Origin of the sequence: Paenibacillus sp. FSL R5-0636, assembly GCF_037974255.1 — a bacterium.
Lineage (GTDB): Bacteria > Bacillota > Bacilli > Paenibacillales > Paenibacillaceae > Paenibacillus_AQ > Paenibacillus_AQ odorifer.
The window spans coordinates 4,019,194-4,041,896 of record NZ_CP150232.1; the positions used below are offsets into that span (position 1 = coordinate 4,019,194).

Consider the following 22,703-nt stretch of genomic DNA (forward strand, 5'->3'; position numbering starts at 1 on the left):
CGATGAAAAATCACCTCTATTTCTACAAATGTGTATCATTTATACTTTTCAACTAGTCCATTTCAGGATAAACTGATTCTTGGTGTAATTTTTTGAACCTACTTAGGAGGCATTAAATGTGAAGTCAAACGAAGCATCATTACAGAAAAAATTGCTTCCACGGCATATCAGCTTTATGGCGATGGGCGGCGTAATCGGTACGGGGATTTTTAAAGGAAGCTCTGAGACGATAAGCATTGCTGGACCAGGGGTTGTTCTCTCCTATGTATTGGCAGGCTTGCTGCTACTAGTCGTTATGGGTGCAATTGCCGAAATGGCCACGGTATACCCGAACAAAAATATGAAGGAATTCATTCGCGAGGCTTTTGGAGAACGGCTCTCCTTTATCGTGGGTTGGCTATATTGCTTCATGTGGTTGACTGTCTGCGTGATCGAAGTGCTGGCGGCAGGAAGCTTCTTGCAATACTGGTTACCGGATGTTCCGTTATGGCTACTGAGTCTAGCAAGCGGGGCTTTAATTATTGGCATCAATATGATGAGTGTAAGCGGTTATGGAGAGACGGAGTTTTGGTTAGCAGGAATCAAAATAGCTATGATTATCATCTTTATTATTCTGGGAGCTGCATTATTGTTTGGGCTATTGCCTATGTCTGAAGGGACACCCTATTTAAGTAATTTTACGGATTATGGCGGATTATTCCCACAAGGCTGGACACCTATCTTCTCTGCCCTTCTGGTCGTCATGTTCTCATATGGCGGATCTGAGCTGATTGGACTAACTTTAACAGAAACTCAAGATGCAGAAAAAGTGTTGCCTAGAGTTGTCAAAAGCTTCATTTTGCGCGTTATTCTGTTCTATACGATTCCAATTCTGATCATCTGTGGGTTAATTCCTTGGAATCAGCTTAACGAGCATACCAGCCCCTTTGTGCAGGTGTTAGCGGCTACAGGACTTAAGGGTGCTGACCATGTTATGAACTTCATACTGATTACAGCTGTGCTCTCTGCTGCTAACTCCGGTATCTATGGCGCCACACGGATGTTGCACTCTTTGGCTTCACAGGGTGAAGCTCCACGTAGCTTAGCAAAGACCTCAGCAAAAGGTGTGCCGATCAACAGTCTTAAACTTTGCGCTATAGTTCTTTTTGTTGGTTCTATGTTAGCGTACTTCGCACAGGATGGACTTTTCCGGCTGCTGATGGCTGTTCCCGGCTTCGTAGTAAGCTTGGTATGGATCAGCATCTGTCTATCACAGCTGAAGCTGCGAAAAACCTATCCTAAAGAGCCAAGCTTTAAAGTCTGGGGCTTTCCTTATATAACGATTTTGACACTTATCTGTTTGTCGGTTATTACGATTTCCTTCCTTTTCGACACTCAGAACCGGATCAGCATAGGCACATGTCTGGGCTTCCTGCTGATGCTTACCATCTGGTCATTCGCGAAATTCCGGAAGAAGAACTAAACTAAATTGCTCGCATTGACATGTAAAAAGGTGTATCCATTGTTCTTCGCGATTGCGTAGAACGGGGATACACCTTTTCTTATGGGATCGTTGATATGCCCACTCACACCAGATTCTCCTCATTCTACGGGATTTATACCGTAGATTTGCCTACTTGCACCTAATGAGCCCTATTCTGCGGGATTTATACCGTTAATTTATCTACTCGCAACGGATTCACCACATTCTACGGGATTTATACCGTAGATTTGCCTACTCGTTCCGGATTCGCCCCGTTCTGCGGGATTTATACCGTAGATTTGCCCACTCGTACCGGATTCGCCTCATTCTGCGGGATTTATACCGTTGATTTGCCTACTCGCACCGGATGCGCCTCATTCTGCGGGATTTATACCGTTGATTTGCCCACTCGCACCGGACGAGCCACATTCTACGGGATTTATACCGTAGATTTGCCTACTCGCAACGGATTCGCCACATTCTGCGGGAGATATACCGTAGATTTGCCTACTCACACCGGATTCGCCACATTCTGCGGTATATATACCGTTGATTCGCCTACTCGCACCGGATTCGTCCCGTTCTACGGTATATATACCGTTGATATGCCCACTCACACCGGATTCGGCTCATTCTACGGGATTTATACCGTAGATTTGCCTCCTCGCACCGGATTCGCCTCATTCTACGGGATTTATACCGTTGATTTGCCCACTCGCACCGGACGAGCCACATTCTACGGGATTTATACCGTAGATTTGCCTCCTCGCACCGGATTCGCCCCATTCTGCGGGATTTATACCGTTGAATTGCCCACTCACACCGGATTCGCCACATTCTGCGGGATTTATACCGTTGATTTGCCTACTCGTACTGGATGCGCCTCATTCTACGGGATTTATACCGTTGATTTACCTACTCGCACCGGATTCGCCTCATTCTGCGGGAGATATACCGTTGATTCGCCCACTCGCACCGGATTCGCCCCATTCTACGGGATTTATACCGTTGATTTGCCTACTTACACCGGATTCGCCACATTCTACAGGATTTACTTATTCTTTTGGGTTTATGGTAATTTGTCGATATACTTTAACTAGTGTTCTGCTGCACAAAATGCAACGAAAGCCAAATCAGATATACGCAGACAAGCTGGCTTAATATACTTTCAGAAATAAACTCGCGGCGTTCGAAGTTAACAAACGCAAGCTTCACCCAAACGTCGGCTTCACCCAAACGCAAAAAAGCACGGGAATCTAATCCTCCCATGCTTCTTTCCATCGAAACTACAAAATCTACTCGATCTCCGGCTGAATATGCTCCGCGATCAATTGTTGCTTGTTAGTCCAGACCTTCTCACTCAGATTCACCCGGTACACCTCAGGATTGAGCTTACGCAGATATTCCGGCCAGAACAGATCCTTCTGCTCCCGATGGTAACGGCGAACTTCATTCAGATCCGGCAAAGTATAGACCTGGAAGCCGTTCACATAGATCGGCTCAAGCATAGGCAGCGCTTCATAGCGCTCCACATACTTGTGCATGTATGGATGCAGCGGATTAAACAGCTTCACCCGACCGCCGTTGCGCGGAGCTTCCTCTTCCGGGAAGCAGATATAATCTGCTAGCGCTTTGCCATTTTTCCCGATAATCCGGAATACGTCCTTGCTGCCTGGCGTGGATACTTTTTCAGGGTTAGAAGAAATCTTGATCGTCGGTACCATTTCTCCCGTTGCGGACTCAATTTCTACCAGCTTATAGACCCCACCCAAAGAGGGTTGATCCGAAGCCGTAATCAATTGGGTGCCTACGCCCCACGTGTCGATGGCTGCACCTTGCAGCTTCAGATCCATGATTGTATTCTCATCCAAATCATTGGATGCCACAATCTTCACATAATCGAGCCCAGCTTCATCCAGCATGTTCCGCGCCTGCCGGGATAGATAGGCTAAGTCACCGCTGTCTAAGCGGATACCGATCATCTTTTTACCTTGAGCTTCAAGCTTTTTGGCGGTTCTAATCGCATTCGGCACACCACTGCGCAACGTATCGAAGGTATCAACTAATAGTGTAACTTCATCCGGCATCACCTTGGCATAAGCATCAAAAGCTTCCTGCTCGCTGCTGAAGCTCTGAACCCAAGAATGCGCATGTGTACCTTTGGTAGGGATGCCAAACATTTTACCTGCCAGCATGTTAGAGGTTGCATCAAAGCCGCCGATATAAGCCGCTCTAGCGCCCCAGACCGCCGCATCCGCTTCTTGTGCCCGTCGGGTACCAAACTCCAGCAGAATATCATTCGGAGCCACCTGCTTAATTCGGGAAGCCTTCGTAGCGATCAGCGTCTGGTAGTTCATGAAGTTCAGAATGGCGGTCTCCACCAGCTGCGCTTCCATGATCGTCCCTTCCACACGGATTAGTGGCTCATCCGGAAAAATCAACGCCCCTTCTTTCATCGAATAAACATTGCCCTGAAAATGAAATTGCAGCAGTTCTTCCAAAAAAGCGGGAGCGTAATTTTCTTCTTGCTCCGACAAGTAACGGATATCATCTTCGGTGAAACGCAAACCGCCGATGTACCCAACGATACGCTCTAATCCTGCGAACACGGCATAGCCGTTTCCGAAAGGTAACTTGCGGAAATAAGCTTCAAATACAGCTTTTCGCTTATGGCTTCCATTCACCCAGTGAGCATACATCATATTGATCTGATATTTATCTGTATGTAGCGCAAGTTCTCTCTTCAAGTCCTCATCTCCTAATATCCACGTTGCTGTATGTGTATGTTTTTTATAGTATTATGCCTTAACAACGTCTGCTCCTAAACTTCCCCGGAAATGATTTAGTGCCCATTTATGTCCATCCGCGTTGAAGCTGGCGACCGCATCTTCGTGCAAAGTAATAATAAAACCTTTGTTATATGCATCCACCGCAGTGTGCAAAACACATATATCTGTACATACACCAATCAAATGAAGGTCAGTAATGCCACGTTCCCGCAGCTTGATCTCTAGATCGGTTCCACTAAAAGCGCTATATCGAGTTTTGTCCATCCAATAGATGGAATCCTGGTCAGCTTCATAAACAGTTTTCAGACTTCCATAAAGCTCCCGCCCCTCAGTCCCTCGTACATTGTGAGGTGGAAACAGTTTACTCTCAGGATGATAAGGATCATTGTCTTCATGTAAATCTACAGCCATTACAACATAATCGCCATTTTGGACAAACTCAGATGTTAATTGGCTGATTCTTGGCTCGATGTCGATTGCAGGCTGCCCAACCGGTAAATTCCCATTGACAAAATCATTGGTAAAGTCAATTACTATTAGTGCTCTCATGAGAATCGTCCCTCCCCTGATTTAAGACACTACGTATAAATGGACAACAATGGCTCGTGATCTGTAAACATATACAGCTGAGCCGGGCGTTGTGAGTATTGATTGGAGCTGAGTGCATTGCCCTCTTCATCTCTCACTTCTTTTAATATACCCTGACGGCTGCGTGTTGACGTGATTTTACGAATAAAATTTGGCTCTTTAAATTCCGGCACTACTGTCTGAATCACCTGATAAAGCTCACTTAGCGTAAAATGCCTAGGCAAAAACTGTCTTGCTATCGTTGTCTGCAGCATTTGCTGTTGGATACGTACGTATGCATCCTTGATGATTTCATGGTGGTCAAAAGCGAGCTCCAGTTCTTCTAACGCTTCCTGCAACGTAAATAAACCCACTTCACCCGCATCGTCGGAAGCTTGTCTTTGTTCCAGCATCCACTCTTCTACTAAGGCGAAAAAGGCATGGCTGATTATCCATCCCCGAGGGTCGCGGCCAGGTGTACTATAAACTCCAAGATATTCTAAGTGACCTCCATCGACACCGGTCTCTTCTTTCAGCTCACGAGTTGCAGCATCATAAATAGACTCATCTTCCTGACAGAATCCGCCTGGTAGAGCCCACATGCCTGCACATGGCCATTTTTTCCGTCTAATTAACATTACCTTCAATTCACGTAAAGGCAGCGTCTTAGTGACCGTCTTCCGTTCGCGTTTGGTCAGTGTAAACATTACAATGTCGGCCGGAACACCATCCGGTGTACGATATTTTTTGGCGTTATAGGTTAATTCCCCATTGTCGCTCATAATTGCCCCATCCTTTTCCGAAGCTGTAGTTTTACTTATTCGTATCTTTAAATGTACCAAACATGTTCTTCATAAATCAACAGCTAAATTCCATTATTTTACATTATCCTACAAAAAAGACTATATGAGAAACGACCTTGTCGTTGAATTATAAGGATTATGTATATTCTTGAATCTTACTTCTACCTCTTATATTGAAATAAAGGGACGGATCTGCATCCGCCCCCTGAACTGAGTGTGGGTTATCCGCATGTGGTCGGAGGCGCTTCGGTGCCGGCTTCCACATTTATTTTTTCCGAAACGGTATCTCTAATCACGGAAATTACTAGCTGGAGCAAATAATTAATATCGCTCTGGCTTTGCTGAAATTCATTGACGACAGGAATACCGTCGATCTCATCTTGCAGCACTTCAATTTCACGTTCAATTTTGGCGACCATATCTTTATTATTGAAGCTTTCGAAGGCCACGATTTCTTTTTGTTTTTTCTTAATGGTTGCAATCAGTCCTTGCACACGCTCGTGATTAAGAATTTTTTGCTCCGCCTGCTGAAAATGGCGAACCTCTTCGCTGGTTGAGATTAATGATGCTAATTCTTTAGCTTTGCCCATAATATCCTCGCGAACGATCAGATCACGGGTATTATAAGTCTTCATTCCATATTTATTCAACCGTTGTTCTTCTGTACTCATTAGTCATCTCCCCATTCGTATGTGATTAATGAACAGCTGCGGCCTCAACCACAATATCCCCTTTAATGTACCATGTTTTGGTATCTGTAATTCTCACTTTTACAAATGTGCCGATAAGCTCCTTCGGACCTTCAAAATGGACCAGCTTGTTAGCGCGGGAACGGCCAGAAAGGACTTCGGAGTTATTCTTACTCTCCCCTTCTACCAGCACCTCTACAACTTCACCCAGCATCCGATCATTAATGATCCGGCTGTTCTCCTTGATGAGATCATTTAATCTTTGCAGACGTTCACTTTTCACCGACATCGGTACATTATCTTCCATAGCTGCTGCTGGTGTACCCTCCCGCGGAGAATAAATGAACGTATATGCCATATCATACCCAACCTCACGCACAAGCGATAGGGTATCTTCAAATTGCTCATCAGTCTCCCCAGGGAAACCAACGATAATATCGGTACTTAATACAGCATTCGGCACACTTATCTTAATCTTACGCACTAATTCCAGGTAAGCTTCCCGGGTATATTTACGGCTCATTTTCTTAAGAACGGCTGTACTTCCCGATTGTACCGGCAGATGGATATGCTCCACCAAGTTACCGCCTTTGCCTAGAACCTCAATCAATTTATCGTCAAAATCCCGCGGATGCGATGTCATGAAGCGAATGCGCGGAATATCAATCAGGCGCATATCATCCATCAGGTTACCGAAAGTGTAATCAATGTCTGTAAAATCTTTACCGTAAGCATTTACGTTCTGCCCCAGCAACGTTACTTCCTTGAAGCCTTGGCGGGCAAGCTCTCTCACCTCAGCGATGACGTCCTCTGGACGACGACTGCGTTCTTTACCGCGTGTAAACGGTACGATGCAATACGTGCAGAACTTATCACAGCCATACATAATGTTCACCCAAGCGCGCATGCCTTCCCGCTTCTTCGGCAAGTTCTCAATAATGTCGCCTTCTTTAGACCATACCTCAACCACAAGCTCTTTACTAAATACCGCTTCTTTAATGAGGTGTGGCAATCTGTGAATATTATGCGTACCGAAGATCATATCCACGAAGCCATGCTTTGACATAATCCGGTTGACTACGCCTTCCTCTTGGGACATGCAACCGCATACCCCTAACAACAGACCCGGCTTCTCGATCTTCAGGTTCTTAAGATGTCCTAGCTCTCCAAATACCTTATCCTCGGCGTTCTCCCGAATCGCACAAGTATTCAGCAAAATGAGATCCGCGTCATTACGGTCAGCGACACTGCGGTAGCCCATCTGTTCCAATAGGCCCTTCATCGTTTCCGTGTCATGCTCATTCATTTGGCAGCCATAAGTCGTTATATGATAATATTTGCCCACTCCGAAATTCTGCATCTCTTCAGGAATCTCGAAATCATAATGCACTTCTATTTCTTCCTTGCCGCGCCGTTTTCCTTCTTTATAGTCAGGCTGGCTATTAATTTGCACATTTCTTCCTTTAATCCGGTAAGTAACCTTACCTTCTTCTTCACTAATTACCTTTGCATCACTAAAATCAAAATATTTCGAATAATCCTTAGAACCCTTGCCGGATTTTAAGTCCGGTGAGTTGTGGTTCCCCTTTGTCATGCTGTTTTCACGTCCTCTATTGTTCAACAATTATTTTTATACTTTGCTAATTTAAAATTATAACATAATGCTGGCCTAACATAGAAGTGCCCGATCTATTAATGATGTAAAGGAGCGTTGCATATCGACAAAAAAATACCCCGCCAACGTTTGGCAGGGTCAAGTTCTATCATATTAAGGGGGGTATGCTACTATTATAAGCAGATACACTACTCTTGAAACAGTTATACAACCTCTTACCTAAAAAAATAGTCATTGTATATTCTGCTAGTTTTAGTAAAGAGTATTCGTCGCTTCAGGAGTAAATGGGATGATTTCGTCTATCGCTCCACTTTGTACTTTAGCGGGCCAAGCCGGATCGCTAATAAGCGCTCTGCCCACTGCAACCAAATCAAACTCCTCCCGACCGAACCTTTCAGTTAACTCATCGATATTATCCGCAGGCTTCTGAGCTTTATCTTCTGCGAAGAAATCGCTTTGCAGGCCAATAGAGCCCACTGTAATACACGGCTTCCCGGTAAGTTTCTTAGTCCATCCAGCTAAATTAAGATCAGAGCCAGCAAATTCAGGTTGACTGAAGCGTCGGGTCGAGCAATGAAAAATATCTACACCCGCTTCGCTAAGCGGTGCCAAGAAACTCGCAAGTTCTTCTGAAGTCTTCGCCAGCTTCTCATCATACGCCCCCAACTTCCACTGGGAAAAGCGCAGCACGATTGGGAAGTCTGGTCCAACCGCTTGACGGCATGCTTTAATGATCTCGACAGCGAATGTTGTTCTTCCTACCAAATCGCCACCGTAACGATCGGTACGTTTATTCGTTCTATCCCAGAAGAACTGGTCTATCAGATACCCATGAGCGCCATGCAGCTCGATGCCATCAAAGCCAACGCTTTTGGCATTTGCCGCCGCTTGAGCGAAGGCTGTTACTAAGCTTTCAACCTCTTCTGTAGTCAGCGGCTCTGTCACCGGCTCACCTGCTAAATTCAGACCCGAAGGGCCTACAGGAAGGGCTTCAACGTTAGGATACTCGCCGATTGTACGCGCCATTCCCACATGCCAAAGCTGCGGGATGATCTTGCCCCCAGCTGCATGAACCTCTTCCACAACCTTCTTCCAGCCTTCTAAAGATGCTTCTTCATGTATATTAGGAATATCTTGGTGACTGACAGCCGCTGGATGATTTACCGCAGTACCCTCAGTAACAATTAATCCCACTCCACCCTCTGCACGTCTACGATAATAAGCGGCAACATTGCTTCCCGGCACACCATTCGGAGACTGCGCGCGTGTCATCGGCGCCATTACAAATCGGTTCGACAGCGAAAGATTCCCCACTTGAAAAGGTGAAAATAGTTGCTCTGTATTCATATGTTACCTCCAATTTATTAATTGATTACTTTAAGTAAGCTTATTATCTACCCAAAAGATGGGAAATGCAAATTTTAAGAAAAAGACAAAAAAAACCGGACCTCGCAGAATCTACGAATGCCCGGTTTTCACCAAATTATAATGACTCTCTAGACTTCAAGAATCCCCGCTTTAGGTGTAACTCCAAATGCTTTAGCTAAATCCCATAGCTGTTGGTCTGTGATCTTTTGTTTGATTTCTCTACCGCCAATCAAGTTGTAGATCGTTGCAGCCTTTTCAACCGTTTCTACTAGACCAAAGGTAGCATCCATGGTGGAGCCCGTGCCAAAAATCCCATGCTGCGGCCAGATGACTAAACGGTGATCCTTCATTTTCTTAGCGGTTTCGCGGCCGATCTCACTGCTGCCCGGAACAATCCACGGAATAACGCTGACCCCATCAGGGAAAACAACAAGGCACTCTGTGCACATTTCCCATAGTGTTTTGGTAAACTTCAGTTCGTTCAGATCATGCGTGAAGGTCATCGCGATAACATTTGTAGCATGTGTATGCAGCACGATACGGTGTGTGGGATCTACTTTCAAGCGTTCAATATGACTCATAAAATGCGAAGCGAGCTCACTCGTAGGAACTGCACCATTCCGCAATCCCCACAATACTTCCACACTTTCGCCATTGCCGCTAACCCTTAACACACCCAGATTCGCTTCAGGGTCTTTAATCACATTTCTGAAATATTTGCCCGAACCTGTTACGATAAAATACTTGCCTGCTAATTCTTTTACCGGAAAGGTGAGTTTGATCGTGCGCAACGGCTCCAGTACATTAATATACTTAGCCACCTCATTCTCATCCAGCAAATAGCTGACATTCCCACCATTCAGTTCATCCCAGCCAAGCTCCCACATATGACGGGTGATCTCTGACATTTCCTGAATAAATGGAGCTTCACTGCTGGCAATATAACCTTTTGACTCTAACAAGGATGTACTCATAGTCTATTCTCTCCTTTGTATTTGCTGCTCTCCGTATCCACTTTTATCTTAAAGACAAAACGTCCTGTTCATAATTTTTGACTTCAGTAAGCCATTGTTCACGCACCGGTGTACCTTGTGATGCACAGTAGTAATCCCAGACCGCTCCAAACGGATACGATTTGAACTCTTCTACCAGAGCAAGACGTGAAGTATAATCCCCGGACTGCTCGATTTGCTTAAGTTCTTCCACTGGTTCCAGCATCGCACGCAGCAACGCCTTAATAGTGTTGCGGGTGCCAATGACCCATGCCGCGAGATGATTGATACTGCCATCAAAGAAATCCAATCCAATATTTGTACGAGGAAGTAAATCCCCGCGAACTAATTCACGGGCGATTTCCAGCAGCTCATCATCCATCGTTACCACATGGTCACTGTCCCAGCGGACAGGTCTGCTAACATGCAGCAGCAGCTGCTCACTGAACATCATAATCGAAGATAATTTATTCGAAATCACTTCTGTAGGATGAAAATGTCCCGCATCCAGACAGATTGCTTTTCCATTTGTTAAACCATAACCCATATAGAATTCATGAGAGCCAACCACATAACTTTCAGAGCCAATTCCAAACAGTTTACTTTCCAAGGCATCCATATTATAAAGCGGATCTATTTCCTGACTAAAAATCTCATCCAACGACTCTTTTAAACGTACTCTTGGAGCTAGCCGATCTACTGGCGTATCTTTATATCCGTCTGGAATCCAAAAATTCGTCACACAAGGCTGACCCAGCTCCCGCCCAAAATGCTCAGCGATCGTACGTGAAGCTTTACAGTGTCTGATCCAGAAATCCCGAATCTCCGCGTCCGAATGACTGAGAGTGAATCCATCGGCTGCTTTCGGATGTGAGAAACAAGTAGGGTTAAAATCAAGCCCTAAGCCCTGCTCCTTCGCCCAATCCACCCAGGATTGAAAATGTCGTGGCTCTAGTTCATCCAAATCTACAGGTTCATCTGTATCTGCGTAAATAGCATGCAGGTTAACCTTATGTTTACCAGGAATAAGAGATAACGCCTTTTCTAAATCTTGACGTAGTTCATCTGGTGTACCCGCCCGGCCCGGATAACTTCCCGTTACCGCAATGCCCCCGCTTAGTTCTTTTTCCTTAAAAAGAAAACCTTTTACATCATCACCCTGCCAGCAATGTATGGAAATTTTAATTTGCGCGAGTCGCTCCAGCACTTTATCCACATCAATACCGTGGGCGGCGTATAGTTTTTTGGCTTCGTTATAGCTAGTGATAATGCTCTGATCCATGCTGTTTATCCTCCTAAAATAGTGCAATGTCTGTTTCGCTTAGATAAGCTCATTCACTCTGGACAGATGAAGGCTTCTCCAGCGATTTAGAATGTTATCAAAATGCTTGATCGGCTGCGGAATGTATGATGTTATTTCAAAAGATTGTTCGATAATAGCTCTTGCCTCAGTTATGTCTGCAATGGAATCTGTGCTAATCATCTGCACTACTATATTTCCTAGAGCAGTCGCTTCCGTTGGTCCAGCCTTTACTTCCCTGCCGATAACATCAGCTGTTAGTTGGCATAAAAGCCGGTTGTTCGCCCCGCCGCCGACAATTTGCAATCCCTCGATCCGACCTTCTGTCAGCTCCTCCAACTCTTCCAAATAAGTTAGATAGGATAACGCCAAGCTGTCAAAAACACAACGTGCTAACTGTCCAGGTGTCTCCGGAACGGGCTGCCCACTCTCCATACAGGCACTGCGGATTTCTTCTATCATGTTGGATGGATTAAGAAACCTTGGTGCATTACAAGGGATCAGGCTGCGAAACCCTTCTTCTCCCTGTGCAAGCTCTGCAAGCTCCGCAAAACTATATCGATTGTTCAGTAATCTGCGAACCTCTTGAATAAGCCATAAGCCCATTACATTTTTGAGGAATCTATAAGTTCCGTAGGCTCCCCACTCATTGGTGTAGTTGGCCTGCATGGCTTGTAGAGAATTTAGAGGCTCCGTTCTTTCTACACCGAGTAAAGACCAAGTTCCACTGCTGATATAAGCTGAGCCTTCTTGAAGTGGAGCACCTAGCACTGCTGAGGCCGTATCATGGGAAGCCACACAGATCAGTTGGCATTCTGGCAGGTCATATTGTTGGATTAAAGCTTCGTCAAGAGGACCAACCACTACACCAGGCTCAGTTAATTTTGAAAATTGATCTTTCCTGATATTCAAGAATTCTAATAGGTCATCGTCAAAATCCCGGCTTTCCAGATTCAACAGCTGTGTTGTAGATGCAATAGTAACCTCATTGATCTTGCGGCCAGTCAGTCGGTAATATAGATAATCTGGTACAAGTAAAATTTGATCCGCTTGCGCTAACTCTTCTTCATTATGAACATATAACTGATTCAAGGTATTGATGGATAACTGCTGGATTCCTGTCTTTTCATAGACGGTTTGTGGTGAAAGCTGCTTTGCCACCAGATCCACAGCCAGATCCGTTCTGCGGTCCCGGTAGGCGTATACTTCCTGAACACGATTCCCGTCCGCATCTACCAGCACATAATCTACACCCCATGTATCAATACCGAGCGTACAGGTAGTAATTCCATCGGTTTTAGCCTTCTGAAGCCCGATCATAATCTGCTCTACTAAATAATCAATGTCCCAGAAACAGGAACCCTCTTGTTCCGTAAAGCTATTGCTAAAGCGATGAAGCTCTTCTAAGGAAAGAATACCTTCTTGCAATATTCCGCGCACCAACCGCCCACTTGAGGCACCGATGTCAACGGCGATGTGATTATTCATAAACAATCTCCTATGATAAGGGGTGATTTATAATATTTTTTTGAACAGTGTAATAACTTCTTCTTTAGTAGGAATAAAAGGGTTACCTGGTGCACAAGCATCCTTCATCGAATTTTCAGCCAGAAGATCAAGATCTACTTCTTCTACACCAAGCTCGGATAATTTGGCTGGAATCCCTACTTCTTTAGACAACGCCTTGATCGACTCAATTACGAAATCCGCGCATTGTTTATCCGTTTGGTTCTCTACATTAAGTCCAATCGCTTTAGCAATGGATCTGAATTTCTCAGGCACATATTTGGCATTTTCTTCTTCCACAAAAGGCAGCAGCATCGCGTTACATACGCCGTGCGGCAGATCGTATACGCCGCCCAGCTGATGCGCCATCGCATGCACATAACCAAGCCCCGCATTATTGAAAGCCAATCCGCCAAGGAATATCGCGTATACCATCTGTTCACGCGCTTCGATATCATGGCCATTCTTCACAGTACGAGCCAGGTTAGCAAAAATTAGCTCCACTGCGGCTAGTGCCGTAGCATCAGTTACCGGATAAGCTCCTGGCGTCACCAACGCTTCAATCGCATGAGTCAGTGCATCCATACCCGTGGCCGCGGTAAGTGCAGCTGGTTTATCAACCATAAGCTCAGGATCGTTGACTGAAATCGTCGCAAGGCTGTTTTTATCTACCATAACCATCTTCACTTTGCGATCTTCGTCTGTGATTACATAGTTAATGGTCACTTCAGCCGAAGTACCAGCAGTGGTATTTACGGCGACAATCGGCAGTGATTTATGCTTAGACTTGTGTACACCTTCATATTCTTTGATATGACCGCCATTTGTGGCAATGATACCAATGGCTTTGGCAGTATCCTGTGGTGATCCACCGCCGATGGAAATCAGATAATCACAATTCTGCGACTTGAGATAATCAACGCCATCGTGGACATTTTTACAGGTCGGATTGGGTTTCACTTCATCATAGATGGCATATTCAATCCCCGCTTCGTCCAATACCGCCAGCAATTTACCAGCAATGCCACTTTTCATAAGGAATTTGTCCGTAACTACTAGCGCCTTTTTTAATTTAAGTTCTTGGATGTATGGACCAATCTCCTGCAAGCATCCCTTGCCCATAATATTGATCGATGGAACATAATACACATGCGTGCTCATTGCTTGACCAGCCTCCTAAAGTTAATTTATCAACACCAAAGTTTTACACACAACTCTGCAAGCTAGAGCGTAGTATTCCGGCTGCAGCGCCTCAGGCTGGCCTCTGAATCGCAACTGGGCCGGCTCTGGTATCTTTCAAATCTAATTACCACTACAGGACTTCTTTTCTCCTTCATCGTATGTCTGCAAATCTTTGTTGTCAACTTTTTAAATATTATTTATGTTGTTTTTATTTGTTTTATATCCGTTTTGTGAATATTATTGGAAAACAAACATGATTCTACGTTGATTTTATTGCAAAACACAGATATTTGGAGCTAAGATTAAGGAATATACAGATTTCGGAAAGGTGATCCCTATGCTTGCAGCTGAAAGACGCAAAAAAATAATAGATCTTGTTCATCAGGATAAACGAGTATTAGTCTCTGATCTAAGCCGGATGTTTGAAGTTACAGAAGAGACGATACGCAGAGATTTGGAGAAGCTGGAGAAGGATGGCATTCTGAGCCGAACCTATGGCGGGGCCATGCTGAATCGTCACACGAACGAGGATTTGCCTTTTGTTACACGCAATGCGCTGAATACAGATATCAAACGGGGAATCGCCCTCAAGGCGCTCGATTTAATCAATGATGGAGATACGTTAATGGTGGATCCTAGCTCCACAGCCTTTGAGTTTCTAAAACTGCTTGGCAATAAAAACAATCTGACCATTATCACGAACTCGATTAATATTTTGCATGAGTTCTCGAATTCAGGGATGGATATCATCTCTACCGGAGGTTCTTTACGTTACCGATCCATGTCACTCGTGGGTCCTGTAGCACATGACACCATTCAAAGATACAATGTGGATACTGCGGTTATCAGTTGTAAAGGAATAGATATGGAGCGGGGCATCACAGATTCTAATGAACCGGAGTGCGAGCTCAAGAAATATATGCTACGTCAAGCTAACAAGGTCATACTCCTGGCCGATCACACCAAATTCGATAAGACCGCCTTTACGAAGCTGATCGAGCTTGGCCAAATCGACTTTTTGATCACAGACCGCCAGCCTTCTGAGGTTTGGCTGAAACGCCTGAACGAAGAGAATATCGAGCTTCTCTATTAATCGGGCTCAAACGCCTTCGGCGCCCAATTAAAAATGCCGTTCCCCAATGAGTAATGGGTGACGGCATTTGTTGTATGGAGATGATTATCTTTTTGTATAAACCTGAGAGATTGGGACCACGTCGACGGTTGATTTGGGATTTTCGCGCTTCACTTGCGTTGTGGTTTTTTTCCTGCAAATATATACAAGCGCTGGCGGAAAATTCAGCAGCACCCACTTCGTGTGTAGGATCTCAAAATGCTGGCTCAACTCTGTTTTCATCCGCGGAAAATATTCATAGGTTATAAACCACCCTCCTTCTTTTAAAGAAGACGTGATCTGTTCCATAAACCTAGTGCGGTCTGGCTTCGAGAAATTCATCAAAGACAAACTACTCACGATACAATCCAGCTTCTCCAGACTGCTGTTATGAAGCGCAAGACGCAGCCGGAGACAATCGTTGTTGCAGAAACATCCGGGGAATTCCTCTCTTAATTGACTGCGAAAATCAGGATCTATTTCAAATAGAAGAACATTCATACCGGTCTTTTCTCCACGCGGAATAAACCTTGTGATTGCACCAGTCCCCGCACCCAACTCAGCCATAGAATGCACTTGGTTCCAAGGCACTGGATCAAGCAACGTCTGGGCCAGCCAATGTGAACTGGGAGTCACACTACCATATTGTCGGGGCGCATGCAAAAATTTATTTAGAAAATGAAGTCGCTCACGAATTCCACTTTGCATGAAATCTCCCCCTTGCTTCCTAACTTCCCCTTCTACCCATAAAATATGTAAACTGCATTAAATTCGTACTCCATCTATACTTCCCATTATCTATTCCCCTTAAAATAAAAAGCCCAAATTTCTCCGCAACATAAATTGCGGGAAATTCGAGCTTGTAAACACTCATTTCAGAGTCGGCCAATCTTATTTAGTTTCCACAGCGTGTCCACCGAATTCGTTCCGCAGTGCAGCTACTACTTTACCAGTAAATGTGTCAGTTTCTAGGGAACGGTAACGCATCAATAACGCCATTGCGATAACCGGAGTCGCCGCTTGTAGATCAAAGGCGGTTTCAAGCGTCCATCTGCCTTCACCAGACGAATGCATAATGCCCTTGATCTCATCTAGTTTAGCGTCCTTCGAGAAGGCGCGTTCCACAAGTTCCATCAGCCATGAACGGATTACAGAGCCGTGATTCCACACCCGAGCTACTTCCTCAAAGTTGTAGTCAAATTCACTCTTTTCCAGAACCTCAAAACCTTCACCGATCGCAGCCATCATGCCGTATTCGATACCGTTATGCACCATTTTTAGAAAATGGCCGCTACCTGCTTTACCAGCATATAAAAAGCCGCTTTCTACAGCTGTATCACGGAAAATTGGCTCCACAACTTCCCAAGCTTCGGGATCTCCGCCAACCATGTAACAAGCGCCATTACGCGCCCCTTCCATACCACCAGAGGTGCCTGCATCCATAAAGTGAATTCCGTGCTCCTTCAATTCCTCATACCGGCGAATAGATTCCTTGTAGTGCGAGTTTCCTGCTTCAATAACGATATCACCTTTAGACAATTGTGGAGTGAGTTCAGCGATTACAGAATCAACGACCTGATGCGGAACCATGATCCAAATGATTCTTGGCGTTTCCAATTGCTGCACCAATTCAGGAAGCGTAACTGCTCCACTAGCGCCTTTAGCTTTCATTTCTTCTACAGCAGGTGCATTCAGATCAAAAGCAACAACCTCATGTCCATGATCCAGCAAATTTTGACCCAAATTAAAACCCATTTTTCCTAACCCAACTAATCCTACTTTCATGTAAATTCCCTCCGATTTATAGATTCTTATGATGTATTTTAGCTAAATTGGCAAAAAAAACAGGCAGGGGCTTAAGCCCCTGGCCGTATAGATTCCTGCGCTGCTGCAACTTCTGCTTGAGCGTCGAGAACATCTGACTCCTGATCTGCATCATCAAACCACCAGCGGTCTTCACCCAAAAGCTCCATAGCCGCATTTGGACCATAAGAACCTGAAGCATAGGTATGAAGTGGCATTAGCCCCTCCTCCATAGCTTCCTGGATTGGTGTAACCCATTGCCAAGACAGCTCGACTTCTTTCCAGTGAGCGAAGAAAGTGGCGTCACCACGAAGCGCATCAAAGATCAGATTTTCGTAAGCTTCTGGTACGTCTGAAGTTCCGGCTTCATAAGTAGCGAGGACAGGTTCAAGTTTCCCTTTTTGCAGCTGATCCTTCGTATTCAACTGAAGCGTAATGGCTTCATTTGGACCGATCTCGATGATGAGTAGATTTGGAACGTCATTCCCTTTATTTTTGTTATTGTTATCATTAAACGGTTCTTTAAATTCTATAACAATTCTTGTTGATTTCTCTTTCATTCTCTTGCCGGTACGGATATAGAACGGAACTTCATTCCACAATGGATCATCTATAAACAAACGCGCTGCAATAAACGTCTCATTTTGTGAGGATTGGCTAATTCCTGGTTCATCTAAGTATCCTGCAACAGATTTACCTTTAATTTCACCTTCAGCATATTGTCCGCGGACAACGTATTGATTAACCTCGTCTTTACTTAACGGAATGAGGCGCTCCATGACATATCTTTTCTTCCCGCGGATCTCTTCAGGTGTACTGCCTTTTGGAAGCTGCATCGCCATCATCATGAGCAATTGCAGCATATGGTTCTGGAACATATCACGAAGTGCCCCAGCTTTATCATAATAGCCTGCCCGTTCTTCAACGCCAACAATCTCACTCGCCGTAATTTGCACATTTGCGATATAACGATTTTTCCACAGTGCTCTAAGTACAGGATTTGAATATTTTAGAACTTCCAGATTCTGAACCATCGGTTTACCCAAGAAATGGTCAATTCGGAAAATCTCTTCTTCTGCAAATACGGCATTCAAGCTGTCATTTAACTCTCTTGCTGTTTGCAAGTCTGTACCAAAAGGCTTCTCAATAATCAGACGCTTCCAGCCCTTCGTCGATCCCAGACCACTGGAGTGAATATTGGCGGCAATTTCCTTGAAAAACTCAGGACCCACCGATAAATAGAACATCCGATTCTCCGGAATGTTAAAAAATTGCTCACGACGTTTAACATGCTCCAGGAGCTTCAAATAATCCTCTGTATTACCTACATCTAGAACGCTATATTCAAAAGCTTCCAAGAAAACCTGCAACTGTGGAGACTCAACTGCCGGTTGTCTAGAAAATGTCTGCAAAGATTGCAGGACTTGCTTACGGAAAGCTTCGGTTGAAACTTCTCTTCTTCCTAATCCAATCACTGAGAGAGGACCTGAAATTTGACCATCTAAAAAGAGGTTATATAGTGCAGGATAGATTTTACGTTTTGCTAAATCTCCTGTAGCGCCAAAAAGCACAAATGTTGATGATTCCACTTTCATTCCTCCCGCTATTATATATTATTTATTAACTTACTTTTAATTACTAGCATACTCAGTAGAATCAATCATACGACTGATATTTTTATTCGTCAACCTCATTTCGACATTTACGAAAAGTTATTATTTTCACAAAGCTTCAAATTGGTAATTATGATTAATGTCACACCAATTATCTTATTGGATTATTCATATTAAATTACTAGGAAATAATCCGCGAGCAAGTTAACAACCCGCTCCCAGCATGGGTTTAGGTGCTCTAACTTTACACACTCTGATTTAAAATTCTTCATACAAAGCTGTTTATAACATGATCAAAATTCCCAGTCGCCTAAATGTGATCATCCTTCCACTGTGTTTCAAACTAACTTTAAGTAATTGACTGGATTGGTCTGTCGCGCCTCGAAGAAGACTATGCGATTTGATTCCAAGTTTGGGAATTAAGCATAAAAAGTGACTACTTCGAGGAATATTATCAGAGAATACTTCGAAGGAATTTTCACTCAGCATTTCGGAATGACTTGGAGTCTCCCAAGAGGACAATATGTTGTAAAGAGTACCTTTGGGAACGAGTTGAGGTTTGCTAGGTGAACCCTGTGGATGTCTTGAAGTTTGCTAGGTGTGCGCTTTGGGGGATCACTTTAAAGTTCGCATAGAGCGTCTTTAGTTTCTGCTTGGAGTAACATTTATGTTTGCCCGTATCTAGGACTGCTGCGAGATTGGACCTAACAGACCTTATTCGTCGATTCTCACTCGTCTGCGTTGGCTGCATGTCCACACCATGGAGGGGACGGACTCAGGTGGCCTCAAACGTCGATTCGTTCTCATCAACCGAGGCTGTATGCCCACACTAACTATGGGTTCGGACTCAGGGACATTATAAGTCGATGCTTAATCGTCTGCGGAGGCTACATGATCCTCGCCATTGATGGTTTGGACTCAGGAGACGCTATTTCGCAGATTTAGGTCATTTCGCCATACTATCGGACTCAGATGCAGCTATTCGACCAAATGTACGCCTCTTTGGAGCAAGAACTTGGCAATAAGAGCTATGCGGTCCGAAACTTCTGAAAAATGTTCCAATAACACTAAATAGCTGCAATACAGTCCGTTACGGTGTGTATTATCGTCAATAGTGGCTAGTCGGACTTAGTTGACCTCAAACGTCGATTCGCACGCGTCTGCCGAGGCTTTATCTCCACACCATGTATGGTCCGGACTCAGGAGACGCTATTTCACAGATTTTGGTCATTTCGCCATACTATCGGACTCAGATGCAGCTATTCGACCAAATGTACTCCTCTTTGGAACAAAAACTTGGCAATAAGAGCTATGCGGTCCGATACTTCTGAAAAATGTTCCAATAACACTAAATAGCTGCAATACAGTCCGTTACGGTGTGTATTATCGTCAATCTTGGCTAGTCCGGACTCAGGTGACCTCAGACGTCGATTCGTACTCGTCAGTTGAGGATTTATGTCCACACTAACTATGGGTTCGGACTCAGATGACGCTATACGTCGATCTTAATCGTCTGCTGAGGCTACCGTCCTCGCCATCGAAAGTCCGGACTCAGGAGACGCTATTTCGCAGATTTAGCCCGTTTCGCCATGCTATCGGACTCAGATGCAGCTATTCGACCAAATGTACGCCTCTTTGGAGCAAAAACTTGGCAATAAGAGCTATGCGGTCCGATACTCCTGAAAAATGCTCCAAAACACCAAATAGCTGCAATACAGTCCGAACGATGATGTAGTATCGTCTATCTTGGCTAATCCGGACTCAGATGACGCTATATGTCGATTCTTAATCGTCTGCTGAGGCTACTCGTCCTCGCCATCGACGGTCCGGACTCAGGAGACGCTATTTCGCAGATTTAGGCCATGTTGCCCTGCTATCGGACTCGGATGCAGCTATTCGACCAAATCCACTCTTCTTTGGAGCAAAAACTTGGCAATAAGAGCTTTGCGGTCCGATACTTCTGAATAATGCTCCAAAAACACCAAATAGCTGCAATACAGTCCGAACGATGATGTAGTATCGTCAATCTTGGCTAGTCCGGACTCAGAAGACCACACACGTCGATACCACGTCATCCTCATAGAACAGCCGGACCCAGAAGTCCTTATATCGCAGATTCAAAAAATACTCATGACGAACTAGTTACCTGCCAAGTTTACAATGCCATTTGTTTAGAGCCGGTACATTAAGTGTTATAGTTAATGAACATAAGAATTTTCATTCAGTTCACGAAAGGAAGGAGAATTTTCATGAATATGGAGCAATGGGAACGAATTCGGACGGGACAGGGATTTATAGCTGCCTTGGATCAAAGTGGTGGCAGTACACCAAAAGCGCTGCTGCAATATGGTGTTGCAGAGGACAGTTACTCTAATGAAGATCAAATGTATGGGTTGGTTCACGAGATGAGAACGCGCATTATCAAGAGCCCTGCATTTGATTCTAAGCATATACTGGGTGCAATCTTATTTGAGAACACAATGGATCGTTCTATAGACGGTCAATATACTGCCGATTTTCTATGGGAGAAAAAAGGGATTGTGCCTTTCCTGAAAATCGATAAAGGGCTTGCCGACCCTGAGGACGGAGTACAACTAATGAAGCCTATTCCCGGCTTGAATGATCTTCTGAAGCGGGCCAACGAACGTAACATCTTCGGTACAAAAATGCGCTCGGTGATTAAAGAGGCTAACCCTGCCGGTATAAAAAAGGTGGTAGAACAGCAGTTTGAAATCGGCAAGCAGATTTTAGCAGCGGGACTCGTTCCTATTATCGAACCGGAAGTTGATATCCACACTGCTGATAAAACAGCTTCAGAGAAGCTGCTAAAAGAAGAACTATCGGCCCAATTGTCTACGCTGGGCAAAGACGTGAAGGTCATGCTTAAGCTCTCCATTCCAACGGAGAATAATTTCTACCGCGAATTAATGGATGATCCTCACGTTTTGCGAATTGTCGCTTTATCAGGCGGTTACACACAAGCAGAAGCAAACGATATGCTCGCCCATAATCAAGGGCTGATTGCCAGCTTCTCACGTGCGTTATCGCAGGGACTAAGCGCTGGACAATCAGAAGAAGAGTTTAACGCGCTCCTCTCCAAATCTGTAGAAGCGATTTATACAGCCTCTATTAAATGATAGCCTCATTTAAACCAGTCATAAAAAGAGCTGTTTCCCGACAGGTGATCCCTGCTGGGAAGCAGCTCTTTTTTATGATAAGGTTTTACTTTTAAAGTCTAGAACTTTCAGATTAAACGCCATTTCGTCTACTCTTTCAGCCCACACAAGCATGCAATAGGTTTGCTAAAGTCCCCCTTTCATCTTATCTAAAGGCCGCACCTTTACCTAAAACATATTAATCTACCACTTCTTTGCTGTTTCTTAGTACACCTATTCATAATTTCTGCATTTAAACCAGCGCATAACCTTTCCCAATAATTTCTTGATCTTACGCAAAAAAGGGCTCCACCACGCATGTATGCGAGTAGAAACCCTACTAAAGTCCATTACTTCTAAGTTATCTTAAATCGAAACCACGAGGATTAATGCAACTAAGGCTGGAAGACCTTGCATAAACAAAATAGACTTTTTCACCGTCAGTCCGCCATATAATGCCGCCACAATAACTGTTGCCAAGAAGAAGATTTCAATTTGATGGCCGAAATTTACATTCGGATGAACCAATCCCCAAATTAAACCTGCCGCCAAAAATCCATTGTATAACCCTTGATTCGCGGCCAGAGTTTTAGAAGCATCCGCAACTTCCTGTGTCATTCCAAAGACTCGAAGCCCTTTTGGCTTTGACCAAGCGAACATTTCTAAATAAACAATATAGATATGTATTAACGCAACAACACCGACCATAATATTAGCTACCCATACCATCAAAATAACCACCTTTATT

Annotated in this window: 20 protein-coding genes; 4 read left to right on the top strand and 16 right to left on the bottom strand. The window is 44.4% G+C overall.

Annotation, left to right across the window (positions count from 1 at the left end; genetic code table 11):
- The first annotated feature begins 118 nt into the window (after positions 1 to 118).
- Together MKX34_RS18355 and MKX34_RS18360 are read left to right on the top strand one after the other, a co-directional pair.
- Positions 119 to 1,462 (top strand): amino acid permease, encoded by a 1,344-nt coding sequence (locus MKX34_RS18355; RefSeq protein ID WP_036688050.1) that lies wholly within the window; start codon positions 119 to 121, stop codon positions 1,460 to 1,462.
- Between the two features lie 248 nt (positions 1,463 to 1,710).
- Positions 1,711 to 2,562: a hypothetical protein gene (locus MKX34_RS18360; protein WP_143763726.1), complete on the top strand. Its 852-nt coding sequence runs from the start codon at positions 1,711 to 1,713 to the stop codon at positions 2,560 to 2,562.
- Here the strand turns inward: MKX34_RS18360 and MKX34_RS18365 are convergent.
- The 11 genes from MKX34_RS18365 to MKX34_RS18415 all read right to left on the bottom strand — a co-directional run bounded on the left by MKX34_RS18365 (position 2,555) and on the right by MKX34_RS18415 (position 14,252).
- Positions 2,555 to 2,743, bottom strand: a complete 189-nt coding sequence (locus MKX34_RS18365; protein WP_076296505.1) for a hypothetical protein — start codon at positions 2,741 to 2,743, stop codon at positions 2,555 to 2,557. The two genes, MKX34_RS18360 and MKX34_RS18365, sit on opposite strands and share 8 nt — an antisense overlap.
- Before the next feature lie 14 nt (positions 2,744 to 2,757).
- The gene (locus tag MKX34_RS18370; RefSeq protein ID WP_036688051.1) at positions 2,758 to 4,209 is read right to left on the bottom strand and encodes a nicotinate phosphoribosyltransferase; all 1,452 of its coding nucleotides are present in this window, start codon (positions 4,207 to 4,209) and stop codon (positions 2,758 to 2,760) included.
- Between the two features lie 51 nt (positions 4,210 to 4,260).
- Positions 4,261 to 4,800 (bottom strand): isochorismatase family cysteine hydrolase, encoded by a 540-nt coding sequence (locus MKX34_RS18375; RefSeq protein WP_038571647.1) that lies wholly within the window; start codon positions 4,798 to 4,800, stop codon positions 4,261 to 4,263.
- A gap of 29 nt (positions 4,801 to 4,829) precedes the next feature.
- Positions 4,830 to 5,600: an NUDIX domain-containing protein gene (locus MKX34_RS18380; protein ID WP_036688055.1), complete on the bottom strand. Its 771-nt coding sequence runs from the start codon at positions 5,598 to 5,600 to the stop codon at positions 4,830 to 4,832.
- Between the two features lie 242 nt (positions 5,601 to 5,842).
- Positions 5,843 to 6,292, bottom strand: coding sequence for a YlbF family regulator (locus tag MKX34_RS18385; protein ID WP_036688057.1), 450 nt, complete (start codon positions 6,290 to 6,292; stop codon positions 5,843 to 5,845).
- Between the two features lie 25 nt (positions 6,293 to 6,317).
- On the bottom strand, positions 6,318 to 7,904 hold the full coding sequence (miaB, locus tag MKX34_RS18390) for a tRNA (N6-isopentenyl adenosine(37)-C2)-methylthiotransferase MiaB (RefSeq protein WP_076273624.1): 1,587 nt from the start codon (positions 7,902 to 7,904) through the stop codon (positions 6,318 to 6,320).
- A gap of 273 nt (positions 7,905 to 8,177) precedes the next feature.
- Positions 8,178 to 9,272, bottom strand: coding sequence for an NADH:flavin oxidoreductase (locus tag MKX34_RS18395; protein WP_036688059.1), 1,095 nt, complete (start codon positions 9,270 to 9,272; stop codon positions 8,178 to 8,180).
- A gap of 149 nt (positions 9,273 to 9,421) precedes the next feature.
- The gene (rhaD, locus tag MKX34_RS18400) at positions 9,422 to 10,267 is read right to left on the bottom strand and encodes a rhamnulose-1-phosphate aldolase (RefSeq protein ID WP_076296504.1); all 846 of its coding nucleotides are present in this window, start codon (positions 10,265 to 10,267) and stop codon (positions 9,422 to 9,424) included.
- 43 nt (positions 10,268 to 10,310) lie between these two features.
- Positions 10,311 to 11,567, bottom strand: a complete 1,257-nt coding sequence (rhaA, locus tag MKX34_RS18405) for an L-rhamnose isomerase (protein ID WP_076296503.1) — start codon at positions 11,565 to 11,567, stop codon at positions 10,311 to 10,313.
- A gap of 39 nt (positions 11,568 to 11,606) precedes the next feature.
- Positions 11,607 to 13,073, bottom strand: coding sequence for a rhamnulokinase (gene rhaB / locus MKX34_RS18410; RefSeq protein ID WP_076296502.1), 1,467 nt, complete (start codon positions 13,071 to 13,073; stop codon positions 11,607 to 11,609).
- Between the two features lie 27 nt (positions 13,074 to 13,100).
- Positions 13,101 to 14,252: an iron-containing alcohol dehydrogenase gene (locus MKX34_RS18415; protein WP_036688067.1), complete on the bottom strand. Its 1,152-nt coding sequence runs from the start codon at positions 14,250 to 14,252 to the stop codon at positions 13,101 to 13,103.
- 358 nt (positions 14,253 to 14,610) lie between these two features.
- Here MKX34_RS18415 and MKX34_RS18420 point away from each other — a divergent pair, with 358 nt between their 5' ends.
- Entirely contained in the window at positions 14,611 to 15,366 is a 756-nt protein-coding gene (locus tag MKX34_RS18420) for a DeoR/GlpR family DNA-binding transcription regulator (RefSeq protein WP_036688147.1), read from the top strand.
- 84 nt (positions 15,367 to 15,450) lie between these two features.
- Here MKX34_RS18420 and MKX34_RS18425 read toward each other — a convergent pair whose 3' ends face one another.
- The 4 genes from MKX34_RS18425 to MKX34_RS18440 form a co-directional block, all read right to left on the bottom strand.
- The gene (locus tag MKX34_RS18425; RefSeq protein WP_076144713.1) at positions 15,451 to 16,092 is read right to left on the bottom strand and encodes a methyltransferase; all 642 of its coding nucleotides are present in this window, start codon (positions 16,090 to 16,092) and stop codon (positions 15,451 to 15,453) included.
- A gap of 183 nt (positions 16,093 to 16,275) precedes the next feature.
- Positions 16,276 to 17,169 (bottom strand): phosphogluconate dehydrogenase (NAD(+)-dependent, decarboxylating), encoded by an 894-nt coding sequence (gnd, locus tag MKX34_RS18430; RefSeq protein ID WP_036688068.1) that lies wholly within the window; start codon positions 17,167 to 17,169, stop codon positions 16,276 to 16,278.
- A gap of 71 nt (positions 17,170 to 17,240) precedes the next feature.
- Positions 17,241 to 18,776, bottom strand: a complete 1,536-nt coding sequence (gene zwf / locus MKX34_RS18435) for a glucose-6-phosphate dehydrogenase (protein ID WP_076296501.1) — start codon at positions 18,774 to 18,776, stop codon at positions 17,241 to 17,243.
- Positions 18,777 to 20,692: 1,916 nt separating this feature from the next.
- Positions 20,693 to 20,875, bottom strand: coding sequence for a hypothetical protein (locus MKX34_RS18440; RefSeq protein ID WP_143763725.1), 183 nt, complete (start codon positions 20,873 to 20,875; stop codon positions 20,693 to 20,695).
- A 174-nt stretch (positions 20,876 to 21,049) separates the two neighbouring features.
- Between MKX34_RS18440 and MKX34_RS18445 the strand changes: the two genes are divergently transcribed.
- Entirely contained in the window at positions 21,050 to 21,937 is an 888-nt protein-coding gene (locus MKX34_RS18445) for a fructose bisphosphate aldolase (protein WP_076296500.1), read from the top strand.
- 384 nt (positions 21,938 to 22,321) lie between these two features.
- Here the strand turns inward: MKX34_RS18445 and MKX34_RS18450 are convergent, their stop codons facing one another.
- On the bottom strand, positions 22,322 to 22,684 hold the full coding sequence (locus tag MKX34_RS18450; protein ID WP_036688073.1) for a DUF1304 domain-containing protein: 363 nt from the start codon (positions 22,682 to 22,684) through the stop codon (positions 22,322 to 22,324).
- Positions 22,685 to 22,703 lie beyond the last annotated feature (19 nt).

Excerpts from the sequence above, each read along its gene's own strand:
- MKX34_RS18395 (WP_036688059.1), bottom strand. The coding sequence starts at position 9,272 with ATGAATACAGAGCAACTATTTTCACCTTTTCAAGTGGGGAATCTTTCG.
- rhaD (WP_076296504.1), bottom strand. The coding sequence starts at position 10,267 with ATGAGTACATCCTTGTTAGAGTCAAAAGGTTATATTGCCAGCAGTGAA.
- MKX34_RS18450 (WP_036688073.1), bottom strand. The coding sequence starts at position 22,684 with ATGGTATGGGTAGCTAATATTATGGTCGGTGTTGTTGCGTTAATACAT.
- MKX34_RS18415 (WP_036688067.1), bottom strand. The coding sequence starts at position 14,252 with ATGAGCACGCATGTGTATTATGTTCCATCGATCAATATTATGGGCAAG.
- MKX34_RS18365 (WP_076296505.1), bottom strand. The coding sequence starts at position 2,743 with ATGGAAAGAAGCATGGGAGGATTAGATTCCCGTGCTTTTTTGCGTTTG.
- MKX34_RS18385 (WP_036688057.1), bottom strand. The coding sequence starts at position 6,292 with ATGAGTACAGAAGAACAACGGTTGAATAAATATGGAATGAAGACTTAT.
- gnd (WP_036688068.1), bottom strand. The coding sequence starts at position 17,169 with ATGAAAGTAGGATTAGTTGGGTTAGGAAAAATGGGTTTTAATTTGGGT.
- MKX34_RS18425 (WP_076144713.1), bottom strand. The coding sequence starts at position 16,092 with ATGCAAAGTGGAATTCGTGAGCGACTTCATTTTCTAAATAAATTTTTG.
- MKX34_RS18420 (WP_036688147.1), top strand. The coding sequence starts at position 14,611 with ATGCTTGCAGCTGAAAGACGCAAAAAAATAATAGATCTTGTTCATCAG.
- rhaA (WP_076296503.1), bottom strand. The coding sequence starts at position 11,567 with ATGGATCAGAGCATTATCACTAGCTATAACGAAGCCAAAAAACTATAC.
- MKX34_RS18440 (WP_143763725.1), bottom strand. The coding sequence starts at position 20,875 with ATGACGTGGTATCGACGTGTGTGGTCTTCTGAGTCCGGACTAGCCAAG.
- rhaB (WP_076296502.1), bottom strand. The coding sequence starts at position 13,073 with ATGAATAATCACATCGCCGTTGACATCGGTGCCTCAAGTGGGCGGTTG.
- MKX34_RS18375 (WP_038571647.1), bottom strand. The coding sequence starts at position 4,800 with ATGAGAGCACTAATAGTAATTGACTTTACCAATGATTTTGTCAATGGG.
- miaB (WP_076273624.1), bottom strand. The coding sequence starts at position 7,904 with ATGACAAAGGGGAACCACAACTCACCGGACTTAAAATCCGGCAAGGGT.
- MKX34_RS18380 (WP_036688055.1), bottom strand. The coding sequence starts at position 5,600 with ATGAGCGACAATGGGGAATTAACCTATAACGCCAAAAAATATCGTACA.
- MKX34_RS18445 (WP_076296500.1), top strand. The coding sequence starts at position 21,050 with ATGAATATGGAGCAATGGGAACGAATTCGGACGGGACAGGGATTTATA.